Annotated in this window: 20 protein-coding genes; 10 read left to right on the top strand and 10 right to left on the bottom strand. The window is 39.0% G+C overall.

The genetic code is table 11. From position 1 onward, the window contains the following. The first annotated feature begins 33 nt into the window (after positions 1-33). Positions 34-498 carry a chemotaxis protein CheX gene (locus H4J66_RS19090; protein WP_182176474.1) on the top strand — a complete coding sequence of 155 codons (465 nt, stop codon included), beginning with the start codon at positions 34-36 and terminating at the stop codon, positions 496-498. Positions 499-719: 221 nt separating this feature from the next. On the opposite strand, the gene alr is transcribed toward H4J66_RS19090, so the two are convergent. From alr to rpmE, 6 genes are all read right to left on the bottom strand, one after another. Beyond that, positions 720-1898, bottom strand: coding sequence for an alanine racemase (gene alr, locus H4J66_RS19095; protein WP_182176475.1), 1179 nt, complete (start codon positions 1896-1898; stop codon positions 720-722). Then, a complete protein-coding gene (dnaB, locus tag H4J66_RS19100; protein ID WP_070374997.1) occupies positions 1898-3316 on the bottom strand; it encodes a replicative DNA helicase in 1419 nt (472 codons plus the stop codon). Before dnaB ends, alr begins: the two co-directional genes overlap by 1 nt. Positions 3317-3454: 138 nt before the next feature. Next, positions 3455-4405, bottom strand: a complete 951-nt coding sequence (locus H4J66_RS19105) for a DUF4097 family beta strand repeat-containing protein (protein WP_182176476.1) — start codon at positions 4403-4405, stop codon at positions 3455-3457. Positions 4406-4429: 24 nt separating this feature from the next. After that, entirely contained in the window at positions 4430-4966 is a 537-nt protein-coding gene (locus H4J66_RS19110; RefSeq protein ID WP_182176477.1) for a hypothetical protein, read from the bottom strand. Continuing rightward, entirely contained in the window at positions 4963-5499 is a 537-nt protein-coding gene (locus H4J66_RS19115; RefSeq protein WP_182176542.1) for an RNA polymerase sigma factor, read from the bottom strand. The genes H4J66_RS19110 and H4J66_RS19115 overlap by 4 nt, the downstream gene beginning before the upstream one ends. A gap of 238 nt (positions 5500-5737) precedes the next feature. After that, the gene (gene rpmE / locus H4J66_RS19120) at positions 5738-5950 is read right to left on the bottom strand and encodes a 50S ribosomal protein L31 (RefSeq protein ID WP_070374999.1); all 213 of its coding nucleotides are present in this window, start codon (positions 5948-5950) and stop codon (positions 5738-5740) included. A gap of 255 nt (positions 5951-6205) precedes the next feature. On the opposite strand from rpmE, the gene H4J66_RS19125 reads away from it, so the two are divergent. The 5 genes from H4J66_RS19125 (at position 6206) to H4J66_RS19145 (ending at position 11547) form a co-directional block, all read left to right on the top strand. Continuing rightward, positions 6206-8422: a primosomal protein N' gene (locus tag H4J66_RS19125; RefSeq protein WP_182176478.1), complete on the top strand. Its 2217-nt coding sequence runs from the start codon at positions 6206-6208 to the stop codon at positions 8420-8422. Between the two features lie 103 nt (positions 8423-8525). Further along, positions 8526-9080: an SPOR domain-containing protein gene (locus tag H4J66_RS19130; RefSeq protein WP_182176479.1), complete on the top strand. Its 555-nt coding sequence runs from the start codon at positions 8526-8528 to the stop codon at positions 9078-9080. A gap of 133 nt (positions 9081-9213) precedes the next feature. Further along, positions 9214-9732 (top strand): ATP-dependent protease subunit HslV, encoded by a 519-nt coding sequence (gene hslV / locus H4J66_RS19135; protein WP_070375002.1) that lies wholly within the window; start codon positions 9214-9216, stop codon positions 9730-9732. Positions 9733-9793: 61 nt separating this feature from the next. Next, on the top strand, positions 9794-11122 hold the full coding sequence (hslU, locus tag H4J66_RS19140; protein ID WP_070375003.1) for an HslU--HslV peptidase ATPase subunit: 1329 nt from the start codon (positions 9794-9796) through the stop codon (positions 11120-11122). Between the two features lie 59 nt (positions 11123-11181). Then, on the top strand, positions 11182-11547 hold the full coding sequence (locus H4J66_RS19145; RefSeq protein WP_182176480.1) for a gamma-butyrobetaine hydroxylase-like domain-containing protein: 366 nt from the start codon (positions 11182-11184) through the stop codon (positions 11545-11547). 124 nt (positions 11548-11671) lie between these two features. On the opposite strand, the gene H4J66_RS19150 is transcribed toward H4J66_RS19145, so the two are convergent. Together H4J66_RS19150 and H4J66_RS19155 are read right to left on the bottom strand one after the other, a co-directional pair. Beyond that, entirely contained in the window at positions 11672-13531 is a 1860-nt protein-coding gene (locus tag H4J66_RS19150; protein WP_182176481.1) for a methyl-accepting chemotaxis protein, read from the bottom strand. 107 nt (positions 13532-13638) lie between these two features. After that, positions 13639-15639 carry a bifunctional diguanylate cyclase/phosphodiesterase gene (locus H4J66_RS19155; protein ID WP_182176482.1) on the bottom strand — a complete coding sequence of 667 codons (2001 nt, stop codon included), beginning with the start codon at positions 15637-15639 and terminating at the stop codon, positions 13639-13641. A gap of 248 nt (positions 15640-15887) precedes the next feature. On the opposite strand from H4J66_RS19155, the gene rraA reads away from it, so the two are divergent. Continuing rightward, on the top strand, positions 15888-16373 hold the full coding sequence (gene rraA / locus H4J66_RS19160) for a ribonuclease E activity regulator RraA (protein WP_182176483.1): 486 nt from the start codon (positions 15888-15890) through the stop codon (positions 16371-16373). A 51-nt stretch (positions 16374-16424) separates the two neighbouring features. Here rraA and H4J66_RS19165 read toward each other — a convergent pair whose 3' ends face one another. Further along, the gene (locus H4J66_RS19165; protein WP_182176484.1) at positions 16425-18530 is read right to left on the bottom strand and encodes an EAL domain-containing protein; all 2106 of its coding nucleotides are present in this window, start codon (positions 18528-18530) and stop codon (positions 16425-16427) included. Positions 18531-18770: 240 nt separating this feature from the next. Then, positions 18771-20003: an imidazolonepropionase gene (gene hutI / locus H4J66_RS19170; RefSeq protein ID WP_182176485.1), complete on the bottom strand. Its 1233-nt coding sequence runs from the start codon at positions 20001-20003 to the stop codon at positions 18771-18773. Positions 20004-20239: 236 nt separating this feature from the next. Between hutI and hutC the strand changes: the two genes are divergently transcribed. The 3 genes from hutC to hutH all read left to right on the top strand — a co-directional run bounded on the left by hutC (position 20240) and on the right by hutH (position 24341). Beyond that, on the top strand, positions 20240-20962 hold the full coding sequence (gene hutC / locus H4J66_RS19175) for a histidine utilization repressor (RefSeq protein WP_182176486.1): 723 nt from the start codon (positions 20240-20242) through the stop codon (positions 20960-20962). A 63-nt stretch (positions 20963-21025) separates the two neighbouring features. Further along, positions 21026-22708, top strand: coding sequence for a urocanate hydratase (hutU, locus tag H4J66_RS19180; protein ID WP_310650683.1), 1683 nt, complete (start codon positions 21026-21028; stop codon positions 22706-22708). Between the two features lie 88 nt (positions 22709-22796). Continuing rightward, positions 22797-24341: a histidine ammonia-lyase gene (gene hutH, locus H4J66_RS19185; protein WP_182176488.1), complete on the top strand. Its 1545-nt coding sequence runs from the start codon at positions 22797-22799 to the stop codon at positions 24339-24341. Positions 24342-24462 lie beyond the last annotated feature (121 nt).

Raw genomic sequence — 24462 nt, forward strand, 5'->3', positions numbered from 1 at the left:
TGACTAGTATAACTAAGCCCTTGGGAAACATTCATGAATGTAGAGTTTATCAATCCTTTTTTATCTTCAATGCTCAATGTAATGTCTACTATGGCACAAATGGAATTAGTACCTGAAAAACCTCGTTTGAAAAAAAATGAAATTGCTATGGGCGATGTGTCTGGTTTAATTGGTATGGTGAGTGCTCAAACAAAAGGCTCACTATCGATTACTTTTGAAGGAAAGTTAGCACTGGCCACCATGAAGAAAATGGTTGGCGAAGGTCCTGACGAAATTAATGAAGAAATTACCGATTTAGTCGGTGAAATTACTAATATGGTCACCGGTGGCGCTAAGCGTATGCTCAGTGAAAAAGGCTTTGAATTTGACATGGCAACGCCTATGGTTGTTTCTGGTCAAAATCATACGATTCACCACAAAGCTGATGGCCCTATTATTATTATTCCGTTAAATTCTGAATTTGGTAAAGCTTTTATTGAGTTCAGTTTCGATAAATAGTGAATTAAGTAATTTGTAGTCACTTTTAGTCATAAAGCAAAACCTCGTTTAGCAATAAACGAGGTTTTTTATTTTTTACGCCATATTTGGGTTATTGACTCAGTAACAACTGACAATTAATGACATTAGAGTAAATAGTGGCGGTTAAATGCTCTGTTAATACATTATTGGCGACTTTACCAAGAAGATCAGTTTGTGTGCTTAGTATTTAAAAAAGACCTTTACTGCGCTGACAAGGTGATTTGTACACGACGAGTAATATTACATAAGAGCTCATAGGGAATGGTAGTTGCACATAACGCTATTTCGGCAACAGATAACTGCTCTCCCCACAAAGTCACAACATCGCCGACCTGTTCTTGTGCATTTATGCCTAAATCAACGGTGATCATATCCATTGATACTCTCCCTACTAGAGGAACCCTTCGTCCATTGACCAAAACAGGTGTGCCGTTTTGAGCATGCCGAGGGTAACCATCACCGTAACCAATGGCAACAACACCAATAATAGTCTGTTGCTCACTTGTCCAAGCATTACCGTAACCGACTGATTCTCCAGCAGCTAATTCACGTACGGCAATCAAACTTGACTTCAGGGTCATTACTGGCAGAAGATCCAAAGTTATATCTTTATTGTGCAAAGCACTCTCTGGCGTACAAGTGAATAAATTTTCTGCTGAACTTTCAAAGGGTAAAGGAGAAATCCCATATAATAATAACCCGGGACGAAGCCATTGGTAATGGCTTGCTGGCCATGCACAAATACCGGCAGAGTTTGCCAATGTTCGCTCTTCGTTACAACCTAACGTTACTTTTTCAAAGAGTGATATTTGTTGGCGAGTAGCCTGATTGCTTTTATCATCAGCACAACCTAAGTGACTCATTAACACAATGTTTTTTTGCACGTTTACTGAGTTTGTTAATTGCTGATAGAAATAGCTAAATTCCTCTGGATTTATACCTAAACGGTGCATACCGGTATCAATTTTTAGCCAAACCTTTAACGGAGAAGAAAGCGTTGCCGATAGAAGAGCATCAAGTTGCTGATGGTTATGAATAACCGTTTGTAAATTATTAACCGCAAATATAACTAAGTCTTTTGCATTAAAAAAACCTTCGAGCAAGACAATCGGTTGAGTAATACCTGAAGACCGTAATGCCAGCGCTTCATCAATTCTTGCCACGGCAATAGCATCAGCGGTGATCGATAAATGGCCGTGTTCATTTATTTTAGCTTGCTCAGAAAACAATGCGTGTGCAATACGTTCAAGGCCATGACCATAAGCATTGGCTTTTAAAACGGCTAGCACCTTTGCTGCCGGTGCAAGTGATTTTATCTGCGCTAAGTTGTGTTTGAGCGCAGATAAATTAATAATTGCCGTTGGGGTCGTTAATGCCATTAATCTTCATCTAATACATGCGGGCCGGCATAATTATCAAAGCGAGAAAACTGTCCTTGGAAAGTCAACGGAACACGACCAATGGGACCGTTACGTTGTTTACCAATAATGATTTCTGCCATACCTTTAAACTCTGAATCATCGTGATAAACCTCATCACGATAAATAAACATGATCAAATCGGCATCTTGCTCAATAGAGCCTGATTCACGAAGATCCGAGTTAATCGGCCGTTTATCTGAACGTTGCTCCAAACTACGGTTTAGCTGAGACAGTGCCACAACCGGCACTTGTAATTCTTTAGCTAATGCTTTTAATGACCGTGATATTTCAGCAATCTCTAAGGTGCGGTTATCAGCAAATTGTGGTGCGCGCATCAACTGTAAGTAATCGATCATGATCATACTTATACCGCCGTGGTCACGGGCGATGCGGCGCGCACGAGAGCGAACATCGGTTGGCGTTAAACCAGCGGCGTCATCAATAAACATCTTACCTTTATCAATAAGTAACCCCATGGTTGATGATAAACGCGCCCAATCTTCGTCACCCAATTGCCCCGTACGAATTTTGGTTTGGTCAATACGGCCTAATGAGGCTAGCATTCTCATCATCAGTTGTTCTGCAGGCATTTCTAAACTAAAAATCAATGCGGGTTTATCTTCAGTCATCGCTGCGTTTTCTGCGATGTTCATCGCAAAGGTAGTTTTACCCATTGACGGACGTGCAGCAACGATAATAAGATCTGACTTTTGAAAACCAGCAGTCATCTTATCTAAATCAGAAAAACCACTAGAAACCCCGGTAACACCATTATTTGGCGATGAACAAAGTTGCTCAATACGATCGACTGTTTTTTCTAATACCGAGGTAATGTTTTCTGGTCCTTCGGACTTGTTAGCCCGCTGTTCAGCGATAGCAAATATTTTAGTTTCAGCAAAATCGAGAAGCTCTGCACTGGCACGGCCTTGAGGATCATAACCCGCTTCAGCAATTTCATTCGCCACACTGATCATTTCACGAGTAACCGCACGTTCACGAACGATGTCAGCATAAGCGGTGATATTGGCCGCACTGGGTGTATTCCTCATCATTTCTGCAAGGTAAGCAAAGCCGCCAGCATCTTCAAGTCGTTGCTCGTTTTCTAAAGCTTCAGATAAGGTAATTAAATCGACAGGGTTGCCTAGTTCAATTAACGCAGCAATGGTTTCAAAAGTAATACGATGTGAACGACTATAAAAATCCTGAGCGACAACACGTTCGCCAACACGATCCCACGTCTCGTTATCGAGCAATAAACCGCCCAATACAGATTGCTCTGCCTCAAGCGAATGAGGTGGAACTTTTAAAGCATTCATTTGGCTATCTTGAGAATACTTTTTATCTTTGAAAAATTTATTTGGCTTGCGCTCTGCCATTTATATACCCTAAAACTCTATCGCAAATGCGAGATTAAAACTTTTGGTAGGTTAGCAGAATTTACTTTGAAACAGAATATAAATACGAGCCAGAAAGCGCCCTAACTCGTTCTATTTTTAATGCCAGAGTCATAAATATTAATTGCTGACGCTAATATTGCCATTTACCGTATTTACACGTACGTTCGCGTTGGCACTACCGGTTTCAAAGTCTAATTTTGAGCTTGGTCCATACTTAGCTTTATTTGATTTTTGCGTGGTAATTTTATTAGTGATTTTACCACCAGCACTGGCTGATAACCGGAAGCTCGCTTGAACATTTTTCTGTAGCTTTAACGATAAACCACCACTAACACTCGACATCTTAACGACACCACCATCATTTAACGATAACCTTGCTGAAAGATCGCCACTGACATTTACAACAGTAAGTTCGTCAGTCTCATTTAATCCTATGTTAATATCGCCACTGACATTTTCAATCGTCACTTCTTTTGCTGTTGATTGTGCGTCAATTTCGCCACTGACCACGCGTAAACTTAAACGCCCACTTGACTGACGATCTTTAATATTACCGCTAACACTCGACAAACTCACTTTTCCTGATAATTTGCTGCTGTTAATATCACCACTAACTGAAATTAATTCAATACGTTCACTCAAATTTACCGCTTTGATGTTACCACTTACGGTTTTTGCTTCGGCGCTGGCATGCAAGTTCTCAAAATTAATATCACTGGCAATCCCCTCAAAACTGACACGAATATTTTTAGGCATATGAATCGTTAATACAGAGCCTTTAGCATTGTTACCCCAGAAGTTGTTGCTATGATTTTCAAGCTCAACCTTAATTTTTACACGCGATCCTTGTTGCTTAAAGAGTAAACCTTCGGCGTCGTCTTCCAATTCTCCCTTTATCAAAATAGTGTTTTTGTCCCAACCAATAACCGTAATATTACCGCGTAAATTTTCAATATTTACACTACTGACATCACTGACCAGTAATGACTTGTCAATCTGCTCACCCGCAAAGCTTGAACAAGCGGCTGAAAATAACATCATCGGAATAACTTTTTGTAAAACTCTCATAACTACCTCTTTATAATGTTATCTTTAAATACTCTGCCATTTAGGGCTGTATAGTTGGCTTAATAGATCTAATTCTTGTTTTTGGGTCCAACGTAATAAATTAAGTAAATCATTATTACTTGGGTCTTCATTTAGAGCCTTTTCAATCGTAGCTTGGGCTGAGCTTAGGTTTATTAACTCTTGTTGAATTTCTTTTGGCAGTGCCGATATTTTAGGCTGGCCAAAGCTAATCAACATCGATTGCTTGGTGTGCTTAAAATTTTCTTGCATTGCAGTTACAAAGGTCAGGGGTGAGTTATTTTGTTGCGCTAAATCCAGCGGCTGTTCTGAAAATTGAGGCGAAAAAGAAAACCAAGTAGCCAATACTGCGAGCACTAAAGATGCCGCCCATGCTGTAGGCATAAATACTTTTTTCACCGGTGATACAAAGACAGGTTTGTCTTGTGTTTTAACTTCAATCGCCCGTTCAATACCAGCCCATAAATCACGTTGTGGTGTCATTTCATCAGGTAATTTTGCCAGTGCTTTTTGTAAAGCTTGCTCTGATAATAATTTATTCATATCTCGATCCACTCCATTAACAAATTTCTAGCTCTATGGTATTGCGCTTTACTAGTACCTACTGCCATGTCGAGCATATTTGCAATTTCTTCATGGCGGTAACCTTCAACCGCGAACAACACAAAAACTAAGCGAGCTCTTTCAGGTAAACGAGCGATATGTTTATCTAATTCGGTTAGACCCGCACTATCTGGCATTTCTACGGCAATATCTGCCATGGTTTGATCTTCGATACTAAAGATACGTTGCAACCAGTTTTTATGTTTACGCAAGTGTCCAAGTACAATATTGTTGGTAACACTGTGTAACCAAGTAGAAAATTTACTTTCACCACGAAAATTAGCTATTTTTTGCCATAGTTGTACAAAAACCTCTTGGCAAACATCCTCTGCACTATCTTTATCTGCAAGCATGCGCCAGCAAATAGCATAAACTTTACGATGATACTGCTGATAGAGTTGATAAAAAGCCTGCTGATCACCCTGCTGTGCTCGACTAATAACTGCACGTTCTTTTGCAAGTTTTTCAGCAATAGTGGTCGGCGGTTCAGCGCAGTTTTTAATGTAAATAACTTTCGGGTTATCCAAAGGTTAACTCTCAATAATGGTGTCGTTATAAAGTAAGATACAGTATTTATGAAAAGGGTTTAAAGAAAAGCGAAAAATATTATCTTTTTGAGAACATAGCAAAGCTGAATGGTATTTCAATAGATTTATAGGCATAAAAAAACGTCTTGCGACGCTTTTTTTACATTTTGATTTTAGCGCAAAATTACTTGCTGCTAAGTGCACCAAAACGTTTGTTGAATTTATCAACACGACCACCGGTCTCAGCAGCTTTTTGTTTGCCCGTGTAAAATGGGTGACAAGCTGAACATACGTCTAAGTGAATATCTTTTTTCGCTGTAGAACGAGTTACGATGATGTTACCGCAAGAACAAGTTGCCTTGAACTCAACATAATTAGGATGAATACCGTCTTTCATAGAAACCTCTGTATAAGGCCGTATCGCCACTTAGTCAGTCATTATTGCTGCTAAGCACCATACGAGTTAAAAATAATGGAGGCGAATTTTAAATCATCGACAGATGCTTAGCAATAGCCTAATGACACTAATTGCTAAAAAATGAACAATTAATCCGTTAAGGTGATTAAAGTTAAACTTTCTATAAAATCGTACTTGGCATATTAACAACAAGTCGGCAGAATAAGCTTAATTATCGTCAAAAAAGTACTCGTTATGCAGGTTAGTTATATTCAAGTCGCTATTCCTGTTCCTATGCGTCAGTTATTTACTTATATCGTCCCAAAAACCATCAGTAATGACGAGATTCAAATAGGCGCTCGTGTGATCGTGCCTTTTAGTCATAGAGAAGTTATTGGTATTATTATAAGTACCAGTGAAGTCTGCGATATTGACGACAAAAAACTTAAGCCGATTATTGGCTTAGTCAATGACAACTTTCGTTTTCCTCCCGCGCTGTTAAAGTTTTTACTGCGCTGTGCTGATTATTATCATCACCCTATTGGAGATGTCCTACAACTGGCTCTTCCCGTGTTGCTTCGTCAAGTTGAGCAACCTACTATTGATTTAGCAACCACTTGGCATTGTTTCTTGCTTGAGCAAGACAGTGAAGAAAAGTTGGTATTAGAAAAAATAGTTAAGCGAGCGCCCAAACAAGCCGAACTGCATAATGTCATTAAAACCCACCCGGGGCTAACTTGGGCAGAAATTAGAACATTAGGCTATACAAAAGCACAATTAAATACACTTGAAAAGAAAAAGTTAATTGAAGAAAGACAACAAAAAGCTGAAACCTTTGTCTATCACCAGGACGCTTTAGCTGAAAATGAAAAGCTAACCTTAACGGTTGAACAAGCGGTTATTGTTTCTGCGATAAAAGCGTCCTTTGATCAGTTTTCTTGTCATTTAGTAGACGGTGTCACCGGTAGTGGTAAAACCGAAGTTTATTTACAAGCGATGGAAAAAACTCTCGCCGCCAATAAACAAGTACTGGTATTAGTGCCTGAAATTGGTCTAACACCACAAATGCTCAGTCGGTTTGAACAACGCTTTAATTTACCTATTTGCTTGCACCACTCAGGATTAAACGACAAAGAACGTTTACAAACTTGGCTGGCTGCACAACGGGGCACCGCCGCAATAATTATTGGCACGCGTTCAGCCGTTTTTGCGCCGCTACATCATTTAGGTTTAATTATTGTTGATGAAGAGCACGATGGCTCTTTTAAGCAACAAGACAGTTTTCGTTATCACGCGCGCGACATTGCTATTTTACGCGCGGGTCAGTTAAATATTCCCATTGTACTCGGTAGTGCCACGCCTAGTTTAGAAACGCTACAAAATGCATTGTCGGGTAAATATCAATATCATCAATTAACTAAAAGACCCGGTCAAAGTACTCAAGCCAAAATCAGTCTTATTAATGTTGCCCAACAGCAAATGGAACATGGCTTATCAGGTACACTGAAAAAGGCGATTGAAACAACACTTAAACGCGGTGAACAAGCCTTAATATTTTTAAATCGCCGTGGTTATGCGCCAGCGATTAATTGTCAAGAGTGTCACTGGGTAGCCGATTGTCAGCGTTGCAATAAACCTTATACTTTGCACCAAGGGAAAAAATTATTAATTTGTCACCACTGTAGTAGTCAAAAGCGTATCCCATACCAGTGTCCTAGTTGCGGAAGTGTCCGTATTAAACCCATGGGGCAAGGTACAGAACAATTAGAAGAGCGCATCGGCGAACTTTTTGCCGACTATAGTACCGTAAGAATCGATCGCGACAGTACTCGTAAAAAAGGTGAATTGGCAAAATTATTACAGGAAGTCAGTGATAAAAAACATCAGTTACTGATTGGCACACAAATGTTAGCAAAGGGACATCACTTCCCTTATGTAACACTGGTTGCGGTATTAGACGTTGATGGCGCACTATTTAGTTTTGACTTTCGCGCCGCCGAGCACATGGCACAATTATTAGTGCAGGTTGCTGGCCGTGCAGGTCGAGAAAGTAAGCCCGGTAAAGTTTTAGTACAAACCAACTTCCCTGAACATCCATTACTGCAAGATTTAGTCAACAACGGTTACCCACACTTTGCTAAATATGCGTTAACTGAGCGCAAACAGGCCTTATTACCGCCGTTTAGTTATCAAGCACTTTTTCGCGCAGAAGCTAACTATCCTTCTTATCCTGAAAAATTTCTCAGTGCATTAACCGAATTCACTTTTGATGGCTGCCAATTTGCCGGTCCAGTGCCAGCTGCGATGGAGAAAAAAGCGGGTAAATATCGCTATCATTTAATTGTACAAGCTAAATCACGCAAGCAACTTCATCTTGCTATTTATCAGCTGGTTAACGCTATCTCTCAGAATGAATGGCAGAAAAAAGTACGCTGGACAGTCGATGTTGATCCACTTGATTTAAGTTGGTAATTTTAAGTAATAAGTCTTCTGTTACAATTTTCTTTTTAAACTAGTGTCATTTCCTTACCAGTTGGTTAAAATCACCCGACGTTTACCAGTATATTATTATTTCATGGCTCATCAAGATTACGTTTCCCGCGCACAAAACAAAAAGAAAAGTCCCTATAAAGGTAAGGTAGCGCCTAAACCAACCTTGACCTTAAAGTTTAAGCTTTCACTCTTTTTAGTCATATTATTGATCGGTGGTTTTATTTACGGATTATGGTCGATAAAAGACAATAAACCGCCAGTCTCTCCAGTAAAAATAGTTAAAGAAGCCCCACAAGCTTTGAAACAAAAAGCATTACCCGCTCCACCAAAAGAGATATGGGCATATGTTGACAACCTAAAGAGTAAAGAAGTTGAAGTGGGTAAATATGAAGTTAAGGATAAAGGGCCGTACAAAATGCAGTGCGCGTCGTTTAGAACGATGAGACAAGCCGAAGTATTAAAAGCCAATATAGCCTTTACTGGCTTAGCGGCTCAAATAAGTGAATCTAAAGGTAAAAACGGTATTTATTATAAAGTGTTTTTAGGTCCTTATGAGCGTAAACGTGAAGCAGAAAAAGATAAGCATAAGCTAAAAAGTAATAATGTTAATGGCTGCCAAATTTGGCTTTGGAAATAAAATCGAACGGATTAATGAACAATAAATTAGTCCGATTTACATAATAGACACATTTATCTAGCTCCCTCCTTGAAAAAGTCATAATTAGCCTTATCTATTCTCCATAGATATAAATAAATATTTGAGGTTAATTGTGACAACTATCGTATCCGTAAGACGTAATGGCAAAGTAGCAATTGGTGGTGATGGCCAAGTATCACTTGGAAATACCGTAATGAAAGGTAATGCTCGCAAAGTTCGTCGTTTATATAACGGCAAGGTCCTTGCTGGTTTTGCTGGCGGCACTGCTGATGCTTTTACTTTATTTGAGCGCTTTGAAAGTAAACTTGAACAACACCAAGGCCATTTAACTAAAGCCGCTGTTGAGCTAGCTAAAGACTGGCGAAGTGACCGCGCCTTAAGAAAATTAGAGGCTTTACTTGCTGTTGCAGACGAAACAGCTTCATTAATCATCACCGGCAATGGCGATGTTATACAACCAGAGAATGACTTAATTGCTATCGGTAGTGGTGGTAACTTTGCACAGTCGGCAGCAACTGCACTGTTAGAGAATACCGAGCTTTCTGCGATTGAAATTGTTGAAAAGTCATTAAAAATTGCTGGCGACATTTGTGTATTCACCAATCATCAACATACGATTGACGAGCTATAAATCTCGACTTTCGTCTCGCTTAGTAAGTGTATCAAATAAGTAAAATGCTTAAGGAATTATCATGTCGAATATGACACCACGTGAAATAGTCAGTGAATTAGACAGCCACATTATTGGTCAAAGTGATGCCAAACGTGCTGTAGCCATCGCCTTAAGAAATCGCTGGCGCAGAATGCAGTTAAACGAAGAGTTACGCACCGAAGTTACCCCTAAAAACATTCTAATGATCGGTCCAACAGGGGTTGGTAAAACAGAAATAGCAAGGCGTCTGGCCAAGCTTGCCAACGCTCCTTTTATTAAAGTTGAAGCAACTAAATTTACTGAAGTCGGCTATGTTGGCAAAGAAGTCGAAACGATTATTCGTGACTTAGCTGATATGGCAATAAAGATGACCAAAGAGCAAGAAATGGCTCGGGTAAAACATATCGCAGAAGAAGCCGCTGAAGAACGAATTTTAGATATATTATTACCGCCACCACGAGACGGTTTTGGCGCTGATGGAGCGACCGATAATAGCAGTACTCGTCAAGCTTTTCGCAAAAAGTTTCGTGAAGGTCAACTTGACGATAAAGAAATAGAATTAGATTTAGCTGCCCCACAAATGGGGGTTGAAATAATGGCTCCTCCTGGTATGGAAGAGATGACTTCGCAGCTACAAAATATGTTTCAGGGCATGTCTAATGAAAAAACCAGTAAGCGTAAATTAAAAATTAAAGATGCTTTTAAAGCGTTGCAAGAAGAAGAAGCCGCCAAAATTGTTAACAATGACGATATCAAAGAAAAGGCTATTTATGCTGTAGAGCAAAATGGCATCGTTTTTATCGATGAAATTGACAAGATTTGTAAGCGTGGTGATAGTTCAGGTCCAGATGTTTCTCGCGAAGGGGTACAACGAGACTTACTCCCACTGATTGAGGGCTCAACAGTAAGTACTAAGCATGGCATGATTAAAACAGACCATATTTTATTTATTGCTTCAGGCGCATTCCAGATGGCAAAACCATCTGATTTGATCCCTGAATTGCAAGGTCGATTGCCGATCCGTGTCGAGTTACAAGCGCTAACTACCCATGATTTTGTTAGAATTTTAACTGAACCAAACGCATCATTAACTGAACAATATATTGCTTTGTTAGCAACAGAAGGTGTACATGTTTCTTTTAGTGAAGATGGCATTCAGGCAATCGCTAATGCCGCATGGCAAGTTAATGAAAGTACAGAAAACATTGGCGCAAGACGCTTACATACTATGATGGAACGTTTAATCGAAGACCTATCATTTAATGCTGATAAGCGTGCTGGGGAAGTCATTATAATTGATCAAAAATACGTAGATGACACTATTTCTGAATTAGTTAAAAATGAAGATTTAAGCCGTTTTATTCTATAGAAAGAAAAGAGTAGGAAGTTAACTTCCTACTCTTTTAGCCAATATAAGCGCAGGAATTAATGAAAATCATTCAGTTTACGCTTGATCGCAAGCAAAAAAAATTAACCCTTAATTTTGATAGTAACCTTCAACTTAGTTTCTCCTTTGAATACCTAAGAGTATTTTCTCCCGTAGAAACGAAAGCTAAAAATGGCGTTAAAATACCAGAAGTGTTTCATAAAAAAGACGTGCTATTAACTGATATTGAACCGCTAGGTAAGCATGGCCACCGCTTAGTATTTGATGACAAGCACGGCGCTATTTTCACTGACCAAACATTCAAAAATCTCTTTGATAATTACGACATTAATTGGCAAAGCTATTGTTCAAGTTTAACCACAAGCCAAAATAGAGAAGCGTCGATTAGTTTTGTTGAAGTGAAATAGAATAAGTTAACACGAACATTCAAGATGGTTTTTATTTAGCGAATTTTGCCTAGTAATAACTAGACAGAGATAACGTTTTCTCTTGAAAATACCTGTTCGGTATCTTCAAGAGAAAAGTATATTTCTAAACTTTAAACTGACTCACTTCATTATTCAACACTGCCGCTTGCTGAGATAACTCTTCACTCATTTGTGCATTTTGATGAGATATTAGCCCGGCTTGTTCGGCGACGTCTCTTATCTCAACCACATGTTGATTAACTTCAGAAGCGACCGTACTTTGCTCTTGAATGGCTGATGCGATAGCTGTATTCATCTCCATGATGGTTGAAACATCATAGGTTATTTCTTCTAGCATTTTACCCGCTGAGCTTGCTTGGTCTGCGCTGTCTTGGCCTTGTGTTCGGCAAATAGCCATATGAGAAACAATTTCTTTGGTTCGTCCTTGCAATGAACTAATAATCGTTTCAATTTCTTGTGTCGAATCTTGAGTCCGACTGGCTAATGTTCTAACTTCATCAGCAACCACAGCAAAGCCACGCCCTTGTTCACCCGCCCTGGCAGCTTCGATAGCCGCATTTAACGCCAGTAAGTTTGTTTGCTCTGCTATGCCTCGAATAACATCTAATACTGAACCAATAGTATCGCTATCTTTAGCAAGTTCGTGCACTATATTTTCTGACTCCCTTAACTTTTCAGAAAGCTCATCAATTTTCGCAATAGTTTGCTCAACCCCTTCTTTACCACTAATCGCATTATTGTTGGTTGCTTCAGCTTTACTCGCAGCGGCATTGGTATTATTAGCAATTTCATCAACGGTCGCAACCATTTGAGTCACCGCGGTAGCGACCATATCCGTTTGTTGAATTTGTGAGTCGACTCCGGCATTAGCAAGGTGAATATTTTTTGATAAACTATCTGTTGCTTCGTGCACAGTATCAACAGAAAGGTTAACGGCCGTAATTAAGTTTCTAAACTTACCCAGCATATTATTAAAAATAGTGGCCATTTCGCCGAGTTCATCATCACTGTGAGTAGATACGGTCAACGATAAATCCTGAGTATCAGCCACTTTTTTCATGGTCTCGTTTAGCTGATTTATGCTTAATAAAATACTTCTACTGACAAAAAAGGCAAAACTAATGGCAATAATTAATACCGTAAAAAAGACACCGTAAGCAACCAAGTCAACAAATTTGGTGTGCTCAACAACCTGATCTTTACTCAGTAAAACAAGTTTATCTAAAATTTCATCCACTTGATGAACAGCGTTGCGCATATCACCTTTTAAACCTTCTTTAGCGGTGAAGCCAAGCCGTTTTTGTCCGGCAACAAAGTCTGTAAATGCTTGTTCATAGAGAGAGATATTATCAATAGCTTGTGATTTAGCATCACTGGATAAATCGCTTACGTTTATGTTTTGAACAAAAGAACTGGCATTATTCTTCCAACGGTCGACGTATTTCGCATCGAGACGTAACATAAAGTCTTTCTCATTGCGTCTAAGTTGTAGCATATTGCTCAGCAATTTATAGTCACTATCACCAATCGACTCTTCAACTACATGAACAGCAGATCTTAATGAGCCGTAGAGACCATCGGTTGAAGATAAGCCAAGATCTTTTTGTGCATCAACTAAGTCTTTAAAAAACCCTTGATAATCATTTAGCACGGCGCGAAGCTTATTTAATCTAGGAAGGTCTTCGCCTATCGTTTCGTAAGCTTGCTCAAGTGAACTAATCTCTCTTATAAGCTCAGCATACTTTTCATTAAACGCCTTAAAATACTTGATATCTTTTCTGGCTAAAAAATCTTTTTCATTACGACGCAACTGTAAAATCTCGGTTTGGATATTACCAATTTCTCGAGCAATTTTTATATCAGTTTCCAAAGACGACATAGTAAAATTAAGTAAACCCAACATAAAGACCATTGATAAGACCAAAATACCGGTGTTAGCAATAAGCTTGTGCTTGATTAGCATAAAGGAGATCCTAAAAATATTAATAGATTTATATCTTTATTATAGGCAGAAAATTAAAATTTGAAACAAATTTATAGGTTTTTTTATATGAAATAATAAGATGATAATTAGCGGGAAAAGTATTTTTTCAATGCTTCTTCAGGTATAGGTTTACTGATGTAATATCCTTGAACTGCATCACAGCCAATGTTGCGTAATACCCTTAGTTGTTCTTCGGTTTCAACTCCCTCGGCTAAAACACGTTTACCTAAACCATGAGAAAGCTCAACCATAGATTTAACAATCGTTAAATCTGAATCATTACTTGCGACTTCTTCAATAAAACTCCGATCAATTTTAATTTTGTCGATAGGCAGTTTACGCAAGTATGCCAATGAGGAATACCCTGTACCAAAATCATCAATTGAAACTTTTATGCCCATATTTTGCAAAATAACAATGGTATTCATTGCTGTTGCTATTTCTGTCATCACAACATTTTCGGTAATTTCTAAATCTAAGCATCTTGGTGTAATTTGATACTTAAAAAGTAAGGCTTGGATATTTACAATCAATTTTGGATCTTGAAATTCAACAGCGGTGATATTAACCGCAATAGTCACTCGACGATGATATGCTTTTTGCAAACGTGCAATAGTTTGACATGCCCGTTCAAGCACATAAATGTCTAGGTCACTAAGCAAGTTAAGCGATTCAATATCAGGTAAAAAACTTGCTGGTTGTAATAAACCACGTTCTTGGTGTTGCCAGCGAACAAGCGCTTCGAAGCCCTCTATGCGATTATTTAATAAGTTAAGTTGTGGTTGAAAATAGAGTACAAATTCATTATTTTCAAAACCATCGCGAATTTCTTTTTCCATGGCAAGTAATCTTCGACCATGCGATTGCATTCCTGTTTTATATTTGACCGTCGCCACATTTTGGCTTTCAGCTTGCGCTAAGGCTAAATTAGCTTTTTGTAATAAATCTTCAGCTAATCCCCCATCCCCGGGATATAAACAATAACCAACAGAGCATTGTAATAATACTTTATGTTGTTTGATATGGTACGCCCGACTTATTAAGCCGTGTAAATGTTCTATTGCAGCGGCTTGTTGCTTTTCGTCAACACCATCAATAATAAAAACAAAAGAATCACCACTTAATCGTCCAACTACCTGGGGTAGAAATATACTTTCATCAAGTCTACGCGCTATTTCACCTAAAATAGCATCTCCAACCTTAAGCCCGTATGTATCATTGACAAATTTAAAGCCTTTAATATCTAATAAAAAAACCGCTAAGTTTTGTTGGTTACTGGCGGTTTTTTCGATGATTAAAGGTAGTTTTTCCATGACTTGTTGTCGGTTTAACGCCCCCGTTAATGAATCATGCTTACCTAAATATTGAGCCTTATTCATTGCAGAGGTCGCAATACTTCGCTCTGCCCCTTGCATCCAAATAAGCAGAGTAAATGCTAATAAAGTAAAGGCACCCAAATCAAAATAAATCAGTAATTCCGCTAATGGCCTAAACCAATACTCATTAATAAGTACAATAGAAAGAAAGGAAAACAAAACATACCGGCCCCCCATAATAAGACTATAAACAATAAGAATATGTGCAGAAAAATATTTTTTAGGCAAGTTATATAAATAAAAGGCTGTTAATAATAAACCACAGCCCATCACAAATGCAGGTAAACTCTCTCGCAGATAAAAGCGGTTATAAACTTCGTTAACCTCAAACCCGTAGAGTAACGTTGCCATTAGTGCGAACAGAGCACTGAGTATAAAGATGCTATTGGTGATTTTTTTAGAAATGATTTGTTTTGAAACTGCACTATAAATACCGAGTAAAAGTGCGCAGAGATGAAAGTAAAAACTAACTTGAATACCTACTGTAAGCAGAACTTTCTCTAAGGCGATAACACTGAGGTCGTTAAGTTGGGTTTCAATGGCAAGACAAAATTGATGGGCACTTAAAGAAAATAGGCTTACCGCCCAGTAGGTAACATATTGTCGGCCTACTCCCCGAGTATATAGCAAAAAAAATATAGCAAGTAAGCCAAAAACTAGGGCTTCAACAGAAAATAATAGACCGTGATAAAAGTCTTTCTCACCTACCATGTTATATTCTCTATTAAGTTGCGAGCATCCATTAAATATTCTTTTGCTTAGCAATACAAGACAGTCACTATTATTATTTGCTGATTATACGGTAATTTACCATTGAATATATTTCACACAAGGTTTGTACATCAAGCTATACTAAGCGCTAATTGACTAAAATTTTCCCACTTTATGTTTACTGTTGCTGTAAGCGAAAATTTAGTAGCATGGGTATAAGCATTCAATCATGGCATTAAGGAAAAATCATGGAATACAACACCTCAGAGCTTTGTAATATTTATGCCGACCTAATTGATGTTGTTGATCCTATCTTTTGTAATTATGGCGGGCGCAGCTCTTTTGGTGGTCAAGTAGTTACCATTAAGTGCTTTGAAAATAATGGTTTAATCGCACAAATTGTAGCGACGGATGGACGAGGAAAAGTCCTTGTTATTGATGGTGGTGGCTCAACACGTAGGGCACTGATTGATTTTAACATTGCTGAACAGGCCGCTAACAATGCTTGGGAAGGAATTGTTTGCTATGGCAGTGTCCGTGACGTAGATGTAATAGAAGAACTCGATTTAGGCATTCAAGGCTTAGTCTCTATTCCTGTTGGTGCTAGCGACCAAGATATTGGCGAAAGTGATTTAGCAATAAACTTTGCAGGGGTAACATTTCTACCTGAAGATCACATTTATGCTGACAATACCGGTATTATTCTGTCACCAGAGCCGTTAGACATTGAATAAATCATCTAGACTTTACATTCAGTAAGTTACGCCCACTGACTTAAATTGGGCTCACTTAGCTGGTGCACTATGTGGATATTGTTCGAGCCAACGCCTAGTCCAAATTTCAATTTCATCAAAAACAACCCCACGACTTAAATATCGACCCTCTGCATATTCCCCGCCCATTGATATAAATGCTTGTTCAGTATTACTATTATTAATTGAGGTGCCTATAAGAGGTAGTTTCATTGCCCGGGTTAAATTGATCAGCGCATTAATAATGGCCTTATCTGAGCTACCACTCTCAATGTCATTCTCACGATTACCCAACAAGCCACAATTAATTTTTACTTGGTGGATACTCAGCTTTCGTAAGTATCGTAATGACTCATAGCTGCCTGAAAAATCCCCTATCGCGATCTTTATATTTAAAGATTTCAGCTGATCAATAATCGCTTTTGCTCTTTGGCTAGCAGATAAAATTAGCGCTTCTTTAAACTCGATAATTAAAGAATTTGTATTAATACTATGTGCTTTAGTTTGTAAAACAATGTAGTCAATTAATGCCGGTTCAAGTAACTCTTTACTAGCAAAGGTAATGGTTACTGGCCTTTCAAAGCCTACCTTTTGTAATTGAGCAATGGCCTTACAAGCTTCAACAATCATCTGCTTTGTTAATAGATAGATATCGCCACTATGCTCGGCAATGTCAACAAATTGGCTGAGTCCACGCGGTGCTTTATCATCGCTATACCAATGCACATCCATTTGAAAGCCGACAACTTTTTTATTCGCTAAACCTATTTGTGGTTGTAAATACCAATGTAATTTTTCATCGGCTATATCTTGTTTTAATTGCTCCATACGCTGTAATTGTTGTTCGGTATAAAGTGCACTATTGTGGTCAAAGTAACTAACAACCTGTTGATTTTGTTCTGAAACGAGCAAGGCATCTTCAGCAAATGAAATAACCTCACTGACACTATTACTGTATTCCCCTGTATAAGCTGCACCAAAAGCCAATTCAAAATTAAGAGAGAAACTTTTGAAACTCATTGCTCTGGGCACAGCAGCCATAAGCTCACGGCAAAGTTGATCAACTTTAGTATGGTCAGGGTAGTTGTCAGTACTCAAGTCTAGTACAACTAAAAAATGTAACCCTTGAAGCCGAGCGATTTTTATCGGTGTTTGTTCATCTGAAAAGTTAACCAATAAAATATTTTCAGCGACTTTCTTCTGTAAACAATACGCTAATTGTAATAATAGAATATCAGAGTTATGGTGACCTAAAACGGTGTTAACCGCTTGAAAATTTACTGGCTTAAAAACAATACTCACCAAGCGACGCTTAGGCTGCTGCTTTATAACATTTTCTAATTTTTCCAAGGCTTGTTGATAACAGGGTAAATTTGTTGCTGGGTCTAACAAATATGCTGTTAATATTTTTTTACTAATATCTTTGCTATTATTAAGTTCGACGCGAATGGCTTGCACTAAATACCAACAACCATTGACCAAAGCAGCTAGATAGGAAATAACGATCGCGGACACTAACCAAACCACACTGATAAAAGCATTTAACCACGCGAAAAGAATAATCACGAAACAAAGGTGTATAAACCACTGCACCGTTAATCTCACACTATTAGGCTCTTTGATTTTTTTTGACGAAAGCACCGCAACGCCAGCACATGCAAGCACGAGTAAACTTGCCACCAGCCAAGCTAAATAACCATCAATAGCGGGTAAAAACCATAAACTAAAAACAAAAGATAGCGCTGTTGCGACGACAATAAAATTGATGACATAATTTACTTTTTCTGCCGGTTGAGAATAAGTGCTTCGTAGCCAAAAAAATAACACCGAAGAAAAAATCATCGCTGATGAAAGTATCAATTCACTTTGATGGCTTTTGGGATAAGCCAAGGCATAAAGCATCAATAAAACACTCAGAGAAATCAGTAACGGGTGACGAAGACGAATGTTTTTTAAGGGCTTAACTAAGGCGATGATTAATATAACTGGAAACATTAACCCCAATACAAAGGCAATATTAAATTCAGTAAAAGAAAAAGAAAAAGAAGCGGCTTGTGCCGTACTCGAAAATAAAAACAAGCTTAACACTACCATCAAAAAACCAGTGAACGAGAAGCGCGTCGAGCGAAAGTGTTTCATATAAAGCCTTTTACCTAATGACAACAAACCTATACGATTGATGAGTTTAACTAGGAAATCAGATCAATTATTGCAATGCCAAACGGGGTTTATCGCTAAACACCATCAGACGAACCTGCGTATTGAAGTAGAACGGGTATATATTAAGACTAAGCAATATAGTGAAGTTTGTATAGGGTGTTTTTAACTAGGCTTATCACAGAAGAAATTATCACCTGAATATAAACACATTTAATTAAATTAAATGGCTTTATTACCCGCCACAAATAATTCACTCAGTGGGTTTACGCCAAACTGATAACAAAGTTCCGCCGGTTGCTCTATATTCCACAAGGCAATATCTGCATCAAAGCCAAGCGCAAGTTGACCTTTATTCGCTAAACCTAGTGCTTTAGCACCATAACAAGTAACACCAGCTAGTGCTTCTGCCGGTGTTAATCTAAAGAATGTGCATGCCATATTAAGCATCAGTTGAATATTATGAATGGGTGAAGAACCGGGGTTTGCATCGGTCGCAATCGCAATTGGCACTTGATACTTGCGTAATAATTCCATGGGCGGTAATTGTGTTTCACGAAGAAAATAAAACGCTCCGGGTAACAATACTGCAGTCATGCCTGCAGCTTTCATGGCTTTAATACCGGCTTCATCTAAAAACTCGATATGATCAGATGAAAGCGCATTATATTTTGCCGCTAATACGGTAGCGCCTAAATTTGATAATTGCTCAGCATGAACTTTTATCGGTAGACGATGTTTTTGTGCGGCAGCAAAGACACGCTCTGTTTGTACTAAACTAAAACCAATACTTTCACAAAAAACATCAACCGCATCGGCTAATTTACCTTTGGCAATGATGGGTATCATTTCATCACAAACTAAGTCGACATATTCATCAGGATTATCTTTGTATTCAACAGGTAAAGCATGAGCGCCAAGGAAAGTCCGCTTTATAGTAACCGGAAGCTTTTCAGCTAACTGCCCTGCTACTTTAAGCATTTTAATTTCGTTTTCTGTATCAAGACCATAACCCGATTTAATTTCAATACTGGTCACACCTTGTTGATGTAATGCAGTTAACCTGGGTAAGGCACTGGCTAATAATTCACTTTCACTGGCTTTACGTGTTGCAGAGACTGTTGAGACTATGCCACCGCCAGCATTAGCAATTTCTAGATAGCTTTTACCGAGTAAGCGCATTTCAAATTCATTGGCTCGGTTACCGCCATATACGATATGAGTATGACAATCAACGAGTCCGGGCGTTAACCATTTTCCTTTTCCATCAATAACCCGTAATGATTTTTCATCATATAGGGGTAAAGAAATTTCAGCACCTAACCAAGCAATTTTACTTCCACTTATTGCTAAAGCACCATTTTCAATAGCACCATAGCTGTTCGAGCCATCAGTCATAGTCGCTAGATTTACATTAATGAAGAGAGTGTGCCAAACAGAAGAATTAATCGTCATAATAGATCCAAAAGGTGATTTAAACGCTAAACTTTCAACCAGCGTTTATATCAAAAGATGGCGGTATTATAAGCGTAGTGTTTGATTGCTAATAACGCTACTTTACGCGATAGAGAATAGACAAGCAAGCTTGTATATACAACCATTGACATCGGCACTTATAAATGAGATTGTATATACAAGTTATAGCGTTAAGACGACAACAGTCTTATAAACAATAAACCTAGCGAATTAACATGACTAAAGTAAAAACAGCAAAATTTACCGTAATAAAGCAGCATATTTGCCAAAAAATTGAATCTGGCGAATGGCAGCAACATGCAAAAGTCCCTTCTGAAAATGAACTCGCTGATCAATTTTCAGTAAGTCGTATGACAGCAAGACGTGCTTTACAAGAACTTACCGAGCAAGGACTACTGATCCGTTCGCAAGGTTCGGGCACTTTTGTTGCAACGTTTAAGTCACAGTCTTCGTTATTAGAAATTCGTAATATCGCTGATGAAATTCAAGAGCGAGGTCATCGACATCACGCTAAACAGCTTACCTTGAAAGCGGTTGCTGTTAACGAAGAAATCGCTATTTTACTTAACTTAAAAACTAATTCAATTAATAGCGTATCAGTTTTTTATTCTGAAGTACTACATTTTGAAAATGATCAACCGATTCAACTTGAACAACGTTTTGTTAATAGCGACTTAGTAAAAAATTATTTACAGCAAGACTTCACGCAAATAACGCCTCACGAATATTTATCAAGTGAAGCGCCATTAACAGAAGCAACACACGAAATAGAAGCTGTATTAGCACAACCCCATATTTGCCAATTACTTCATATAGAAGAATCAATGCCTTGCTTACAAGTAAAACGTCGTACTTGGTCAAGTAAAGGGGTGGTCAGTTTAGCGACCTTAACCTCTCCGGGTAATAAGTATCGTTTAGGCAGTCACTTAAAATTCTAAAAAATAATCATCCTTTTTACAACCCATAGTTAGGAAAATATCATGACTATCAAAAATACCTCAATAGACCCAAGATTAGATACAAGCCGAGTGATCAGAGCAGATCGTGGTAATAAAATTACCGCAAAAAGTTGGTTAACAGAAGCGGCTAAACGCATGTTAATGAATAACCTTGACCCTGAAGTTGCTGAACACCCACAATCATTAGTGGTCTACGGCGGGATCGGCCGAGCCGCACGCAACTGGGCTTGCTATGACAAAATTATTGAAGTATTAAATCGTTTAGAAGATGACGAAACCTTAATGGTCCAATCAGGCAAGCCGGTTGGTGTATTTAAAACCCACTCAAATGCGCCACGTGTTTTAATTGCTAACTCAAACCTCGTGCCAAACTGGGGTAATTGGGAACACTTCAACGAGCTCGATAAAAAAGGCTTGATGATGTATGGCCAAATGACGGCGGGCTCTTGGATTTACATTGGATCACAAGGTATTGTGCAAGGTACTTATGAAACCTTCGTCGCGATGGCTAAGCAACACTTTGGTGGAAGCGCTAAAGGTAAGTGGGTACTTACTGGTGGGTTAGGCGGTATGGGTGGTGCACAACCTCTAGCAGCAACTATGGCTGGTTTTTCAGCATTAGTGGTTGAATGTGATGAAACTCGAATCGACTTTCGTATCAAAACTCGTTATGTAGACAAAAAAGCAAAAACGTTAGATGAAGCTTTAGTCATGATCAACGAAGCATGTGCTAAAGGTGAAGCGATATCTGTTGGCTTATTAGGTAACACCGCTGACGTTTTCCCTGAATTAGTAAAGCGTGGTATCACACCCGATGTAACCACAGATCAAACGTCAGCACATGATCCATTAAATGGCTACCTTCCACAAGGTTGGACCATGGAATACGCAGCAGAAATGCGCTTAAAAGACGAAGCTTTTGTAGTAAAAGCAGCCAAAAAATCAATGGCGGAACAAGTACAAGCCATGCTCGACTTACAAGCGGCAGGTTCTGCAACAACAGATTATGGTAACAACATTCGTCAAATGGCTTTAGATGAAGGGGTGAAAAAAGCTTTTAACTTCCCCGGTTTTGTACCGGCTTATGTTCGTCCCTTATTTTGTGAAGGCATAGGTCCTTTCCGCTGGGTAGCATTGTCTGGCGATCCAGAAGATATCTATAAAACAGATGCAAAAGTTAAAGAATTGATCCCTGATAATCCTCATTTGCACAATTGGTTGGATATGGCTCGAGAGCGTATCGACTTTCAAGGTCTACCGGCACGTATTTGTTGGGTCGGTTTAAAAGACCGTGCACGTTTAGCGTTAGCTTTTAACGAAATGGTTAAAACTGGCGAATTATCTGCCCCCGTTGTTATCGGTCGAGATCATTTAGATTCAGGTTCAGTTGCTTCACCAAATCGTGAAACTGAAAGTATGTTAGATGGCTCAGATGCCGTTTCTGATTGGCCATTACTTAATGCCCTACTTTCAACGTCCGGTGGGGCTACTTGGGTAAGCATACATCACGGAGGTGGTGTAGGTATGGGCTTTAGCCAACATTCAGGTGTGGTTATTGTTGCTGACGGAACTGACGAAGCAGCTCAGCGTATTGGCCGCGTTTTATGGAACGACCCGGCGACAGGTGTTATGCGTCATGCCGATGCGGGTTACGATATAGCCGTTGATTGTGCAATAGAGCAAGGTCTTGATTTACCTATGATTGATGGCGCTAACGGTAAGTAACTTTTTCTTAGTGGCTGATGTAATAACTTAATGCAGCCACATTAAAGAAAACTCATTTAACAAATTCATTAGAATTAACGAGAAATACATGTCAGATATAAGCACATTAAACATTATTCCAGGGCAATTAACCCTAGCGCAATTACGCAACGTCGTTAAATACGAAGGGATTCAATATAGCCTTGACGAGAGTGCCTTTGATGCGATTCATCAAAGTGCTGAAGCGGTACAACAAGTTATCCGTGAAAACCGTGTCGTTTATGGTATTAATACCGGCTTTGGTTTATTAGCCAGCACACGCATAAAGACAGAAGAGCTAGAATTATTACAACGCTCTATCGTACTTTCTCACTCAGCGGGTTTTGGCGAATACATGGAAGATTCCACAGTACGCTTAATGATGGTATTAAAAATCAATTCATTGTCACGTGGCTTTTCAGGCATACGTTTAAAAGTCATCCAAGCCTTAATCACTCTACTTAATGCTGAAGTCTATCCATGTGTACCCAAAAAAGGTTCAGTTGGCGCATCTGGCGATTTAGCGCCACTTTCACATATGGTTTTACCTTTACTAGGTGAAGGTGAAATGTCGCATGACGGTGAAGTCATTACCGCCCTTGAAGGTTTAAAAATTGCAGGTCTTGAACCGATAACACTTGCCGCTAAAGAAGGTTTAGCGCTACTTAACGGTACACAAGCATCTACGGCTTTTTCTTTGGAAGGTTTATTTCACGCTGAAGATTTATTTGCTGCTGCTGTGGTTATTGGCTCAATGTCTGTTGAAGCAGCATTAGGTTCACGTGCGCCTTTTGACGATCGCGTTCACCAAGTACGTGGGCAAATAGGCCAGATAGATGCAGCAACCGCTTACCGTTATGTTTTAGATACAAACTCTGAAATTGGTGGCTCTCATGTTGATTGTGAAAAAGTACAAGACCCTTATTCATTACGTTGTCAGCCACAAGTGATGGGTGCCTGTTTAACGCAAATTCGTCAGGCCGCTGAAGTGCTTCATATCGAAGCCAATGGAGTAACTGATAATCCATTGGTTTTTGCCAATGAAGGTGATTTTATCTCGGCAGGTAATTTCCACGCTGAACCTGTCGCTATGGCAGCTGATAATTTAGCCCTCGCCATTGCTGAAATAGGTTCGTTGTCTGAACGTAGAATGGCACTATTGATTGATGCAAATTTAAGTAAGCTCCCTCCATTTCTTGTAGATAACGGCGGTGTTAACTCAGGTTTTATGATAGCTCAGGTAACCTCAGCAGCTTTAGCATCAGAAAATAAATCGTTAGCTCACCCGGCTTCTGTTGACAGTTTACCAACGTCTGCTAACCAAGAAGATCACGTATCGATGGCTTGCTTTGCTGGTCGTCGTTTAGCTGATATGGCAGAAAACACCAATGGTGTCTTGGCCGTAGAGTATTTAGCTGCCGCGCAAGGTTTAGACTTTAGATCTCCTCTTAAAGGTGCTGAAAAAGTTGAATTAGCCAAAGCTATTTTACGTCAAGAAGTAAGCTTTTATGATAAAGATAGATACTTTGCTCCTGATATTGCACAAGCCTCAGATATTATTGCTGATGGTGAATTAAATCAATTAATACCCGCAGGTATACTACCAAGCTTCTAGTATTTAATAACAATATAAAAATAAAGCCCGTTAATGAAAATTAACGGGCTTTATATGTTCAGGATGAACGGTATGCCATGATCACATGGATGTGAAAGAATGACGATGTTCAGGATGAATG

The organism is Colwellia sp. MB3u-55, assembly GCF_014076785.1.
GTDB lineage: Bacteria > Pseudomonadota > Gammaproteobacteria > Enterobacterales > Alteromonadaceae > Colwellia_A.

Excerpts from the sequence above, each read along its gene's own strand:
- H4J66_RS19090 (WP_182176474.1), top strand. The coding sequence starts at position 34 with ATGAATGTAGAGTTTATCAATCCTTTTTTATCTTCAATGCTCAATGTA.
- alr (WP_182176475.1), bottom strand. The coding sequence starts at position 1,898 with ATGGCATTAACGACCCCAACGGCAATTATTAATTTATCTGCGCTCAAA.
- dnaB (WP_070374997.1), bottom strand. The coding sequence starts at position 3,316 with ATGGCAGAGCGCAAGCCAAATAAATTTTTCAAAGATAAAAAGTATTCT.
- H4J66_RS19105 (WP_182176476.1), bottom strand. The coding sequence starts at position 4,405 with ATGAGAGTTTTACAAAAAGTTATTCCGATGATGTTATTTTCAGCCGCT.
- H4J66_RS19110 (WP_182176477.1), bottom strand. The coding sequence starts at position 4,966 with ATGAATAAATTATTATCAGAGCAAGCTTTACAAAAAGCACTGGCAAAA.
- rpmE (WP_070374999.1), bottom strand. The coding sequence starts at position 5,950 with ATGAAAGACGGTATTCATCCTAATTATGTTGAGTTCAAGGCAACTTGT.
- H4J66_RS19125 (WP_182176478.1), top strand. The coding sequence starts at position 6,206 with ATGCAGGTTAGTTATATTCAAGTCGCTATTCCTGTTCCTATGCGTCAG.
- H4J66_RS19130 (WP_182176479.1), top strand. The coding sequence starts at position 8,526 with ATGGCTCATCAAGATTACGTTTCCCGCGCACAAAACAAAAAGAAAAGT.
- hslU (WP_070375003.1), top strand. The coding sequence starts at position 9,794 with ATGTCGAATATGACACCACGTGAAATAGTCAGTGAATTAGACAGCCAC.
- H4J66_RS19145 (WP_182176480.1), top strand. The coding sequence starts at position 11,182 with ATGAAAATCATTCAGTTTACGCTTGATCGCAAGCAAAAAAAATTAACC.
- H4J66_RS19150 (WP_182176481.1), bottom strand. The coding sequence starts at position 13,531 with ATGCTAATCAAGCACAAGCTTATTGCTAACACCGGTATTTTGGTCTTA.
- H4J66_RS19155 (WP_182176482.1), bottom strand. The coding sequence starts at position 15,639 with ATGGTAGGTGAGAAAGACTTTTATCACGGTCTATTATTTTCTGTTGAA.
- rraA (WP_182176483.1), top strand. The coding sequence starts at position 15,888 with ATGGAATACAACACCTCAGAGCTTTGTAATATTTATGCCGACCTAATT.
- H4J66_RS19165 (WP_182176484.1), bottom strand. The coding sequence starts at position 18,530 with ATGAAACACTTTCGCTCGACGCGCTTCTCGTTCACTGGTTTTTTGATG.
- hutI (WP_182176485.1), bottom strand. The coding sequence starts at position 20,003 with ATGACGATTAATTCTTCTGTTTGGCACACTCTCTTCATTAATGTAAAT.
- hutC (WP_182176486.1), top strand. The coding sequence starts at position 20,240 with ATGACTAAAGTAAAAACAGCAAAATTTACCGTAATAAAGCAGCATATT.
- hutH (WP_182176488.1), top strand. The coding sequence starts at position 22,797 with ATGTCAGATATAAGCACATTAAACATTATTCCAGGGCAATTAACCCTA.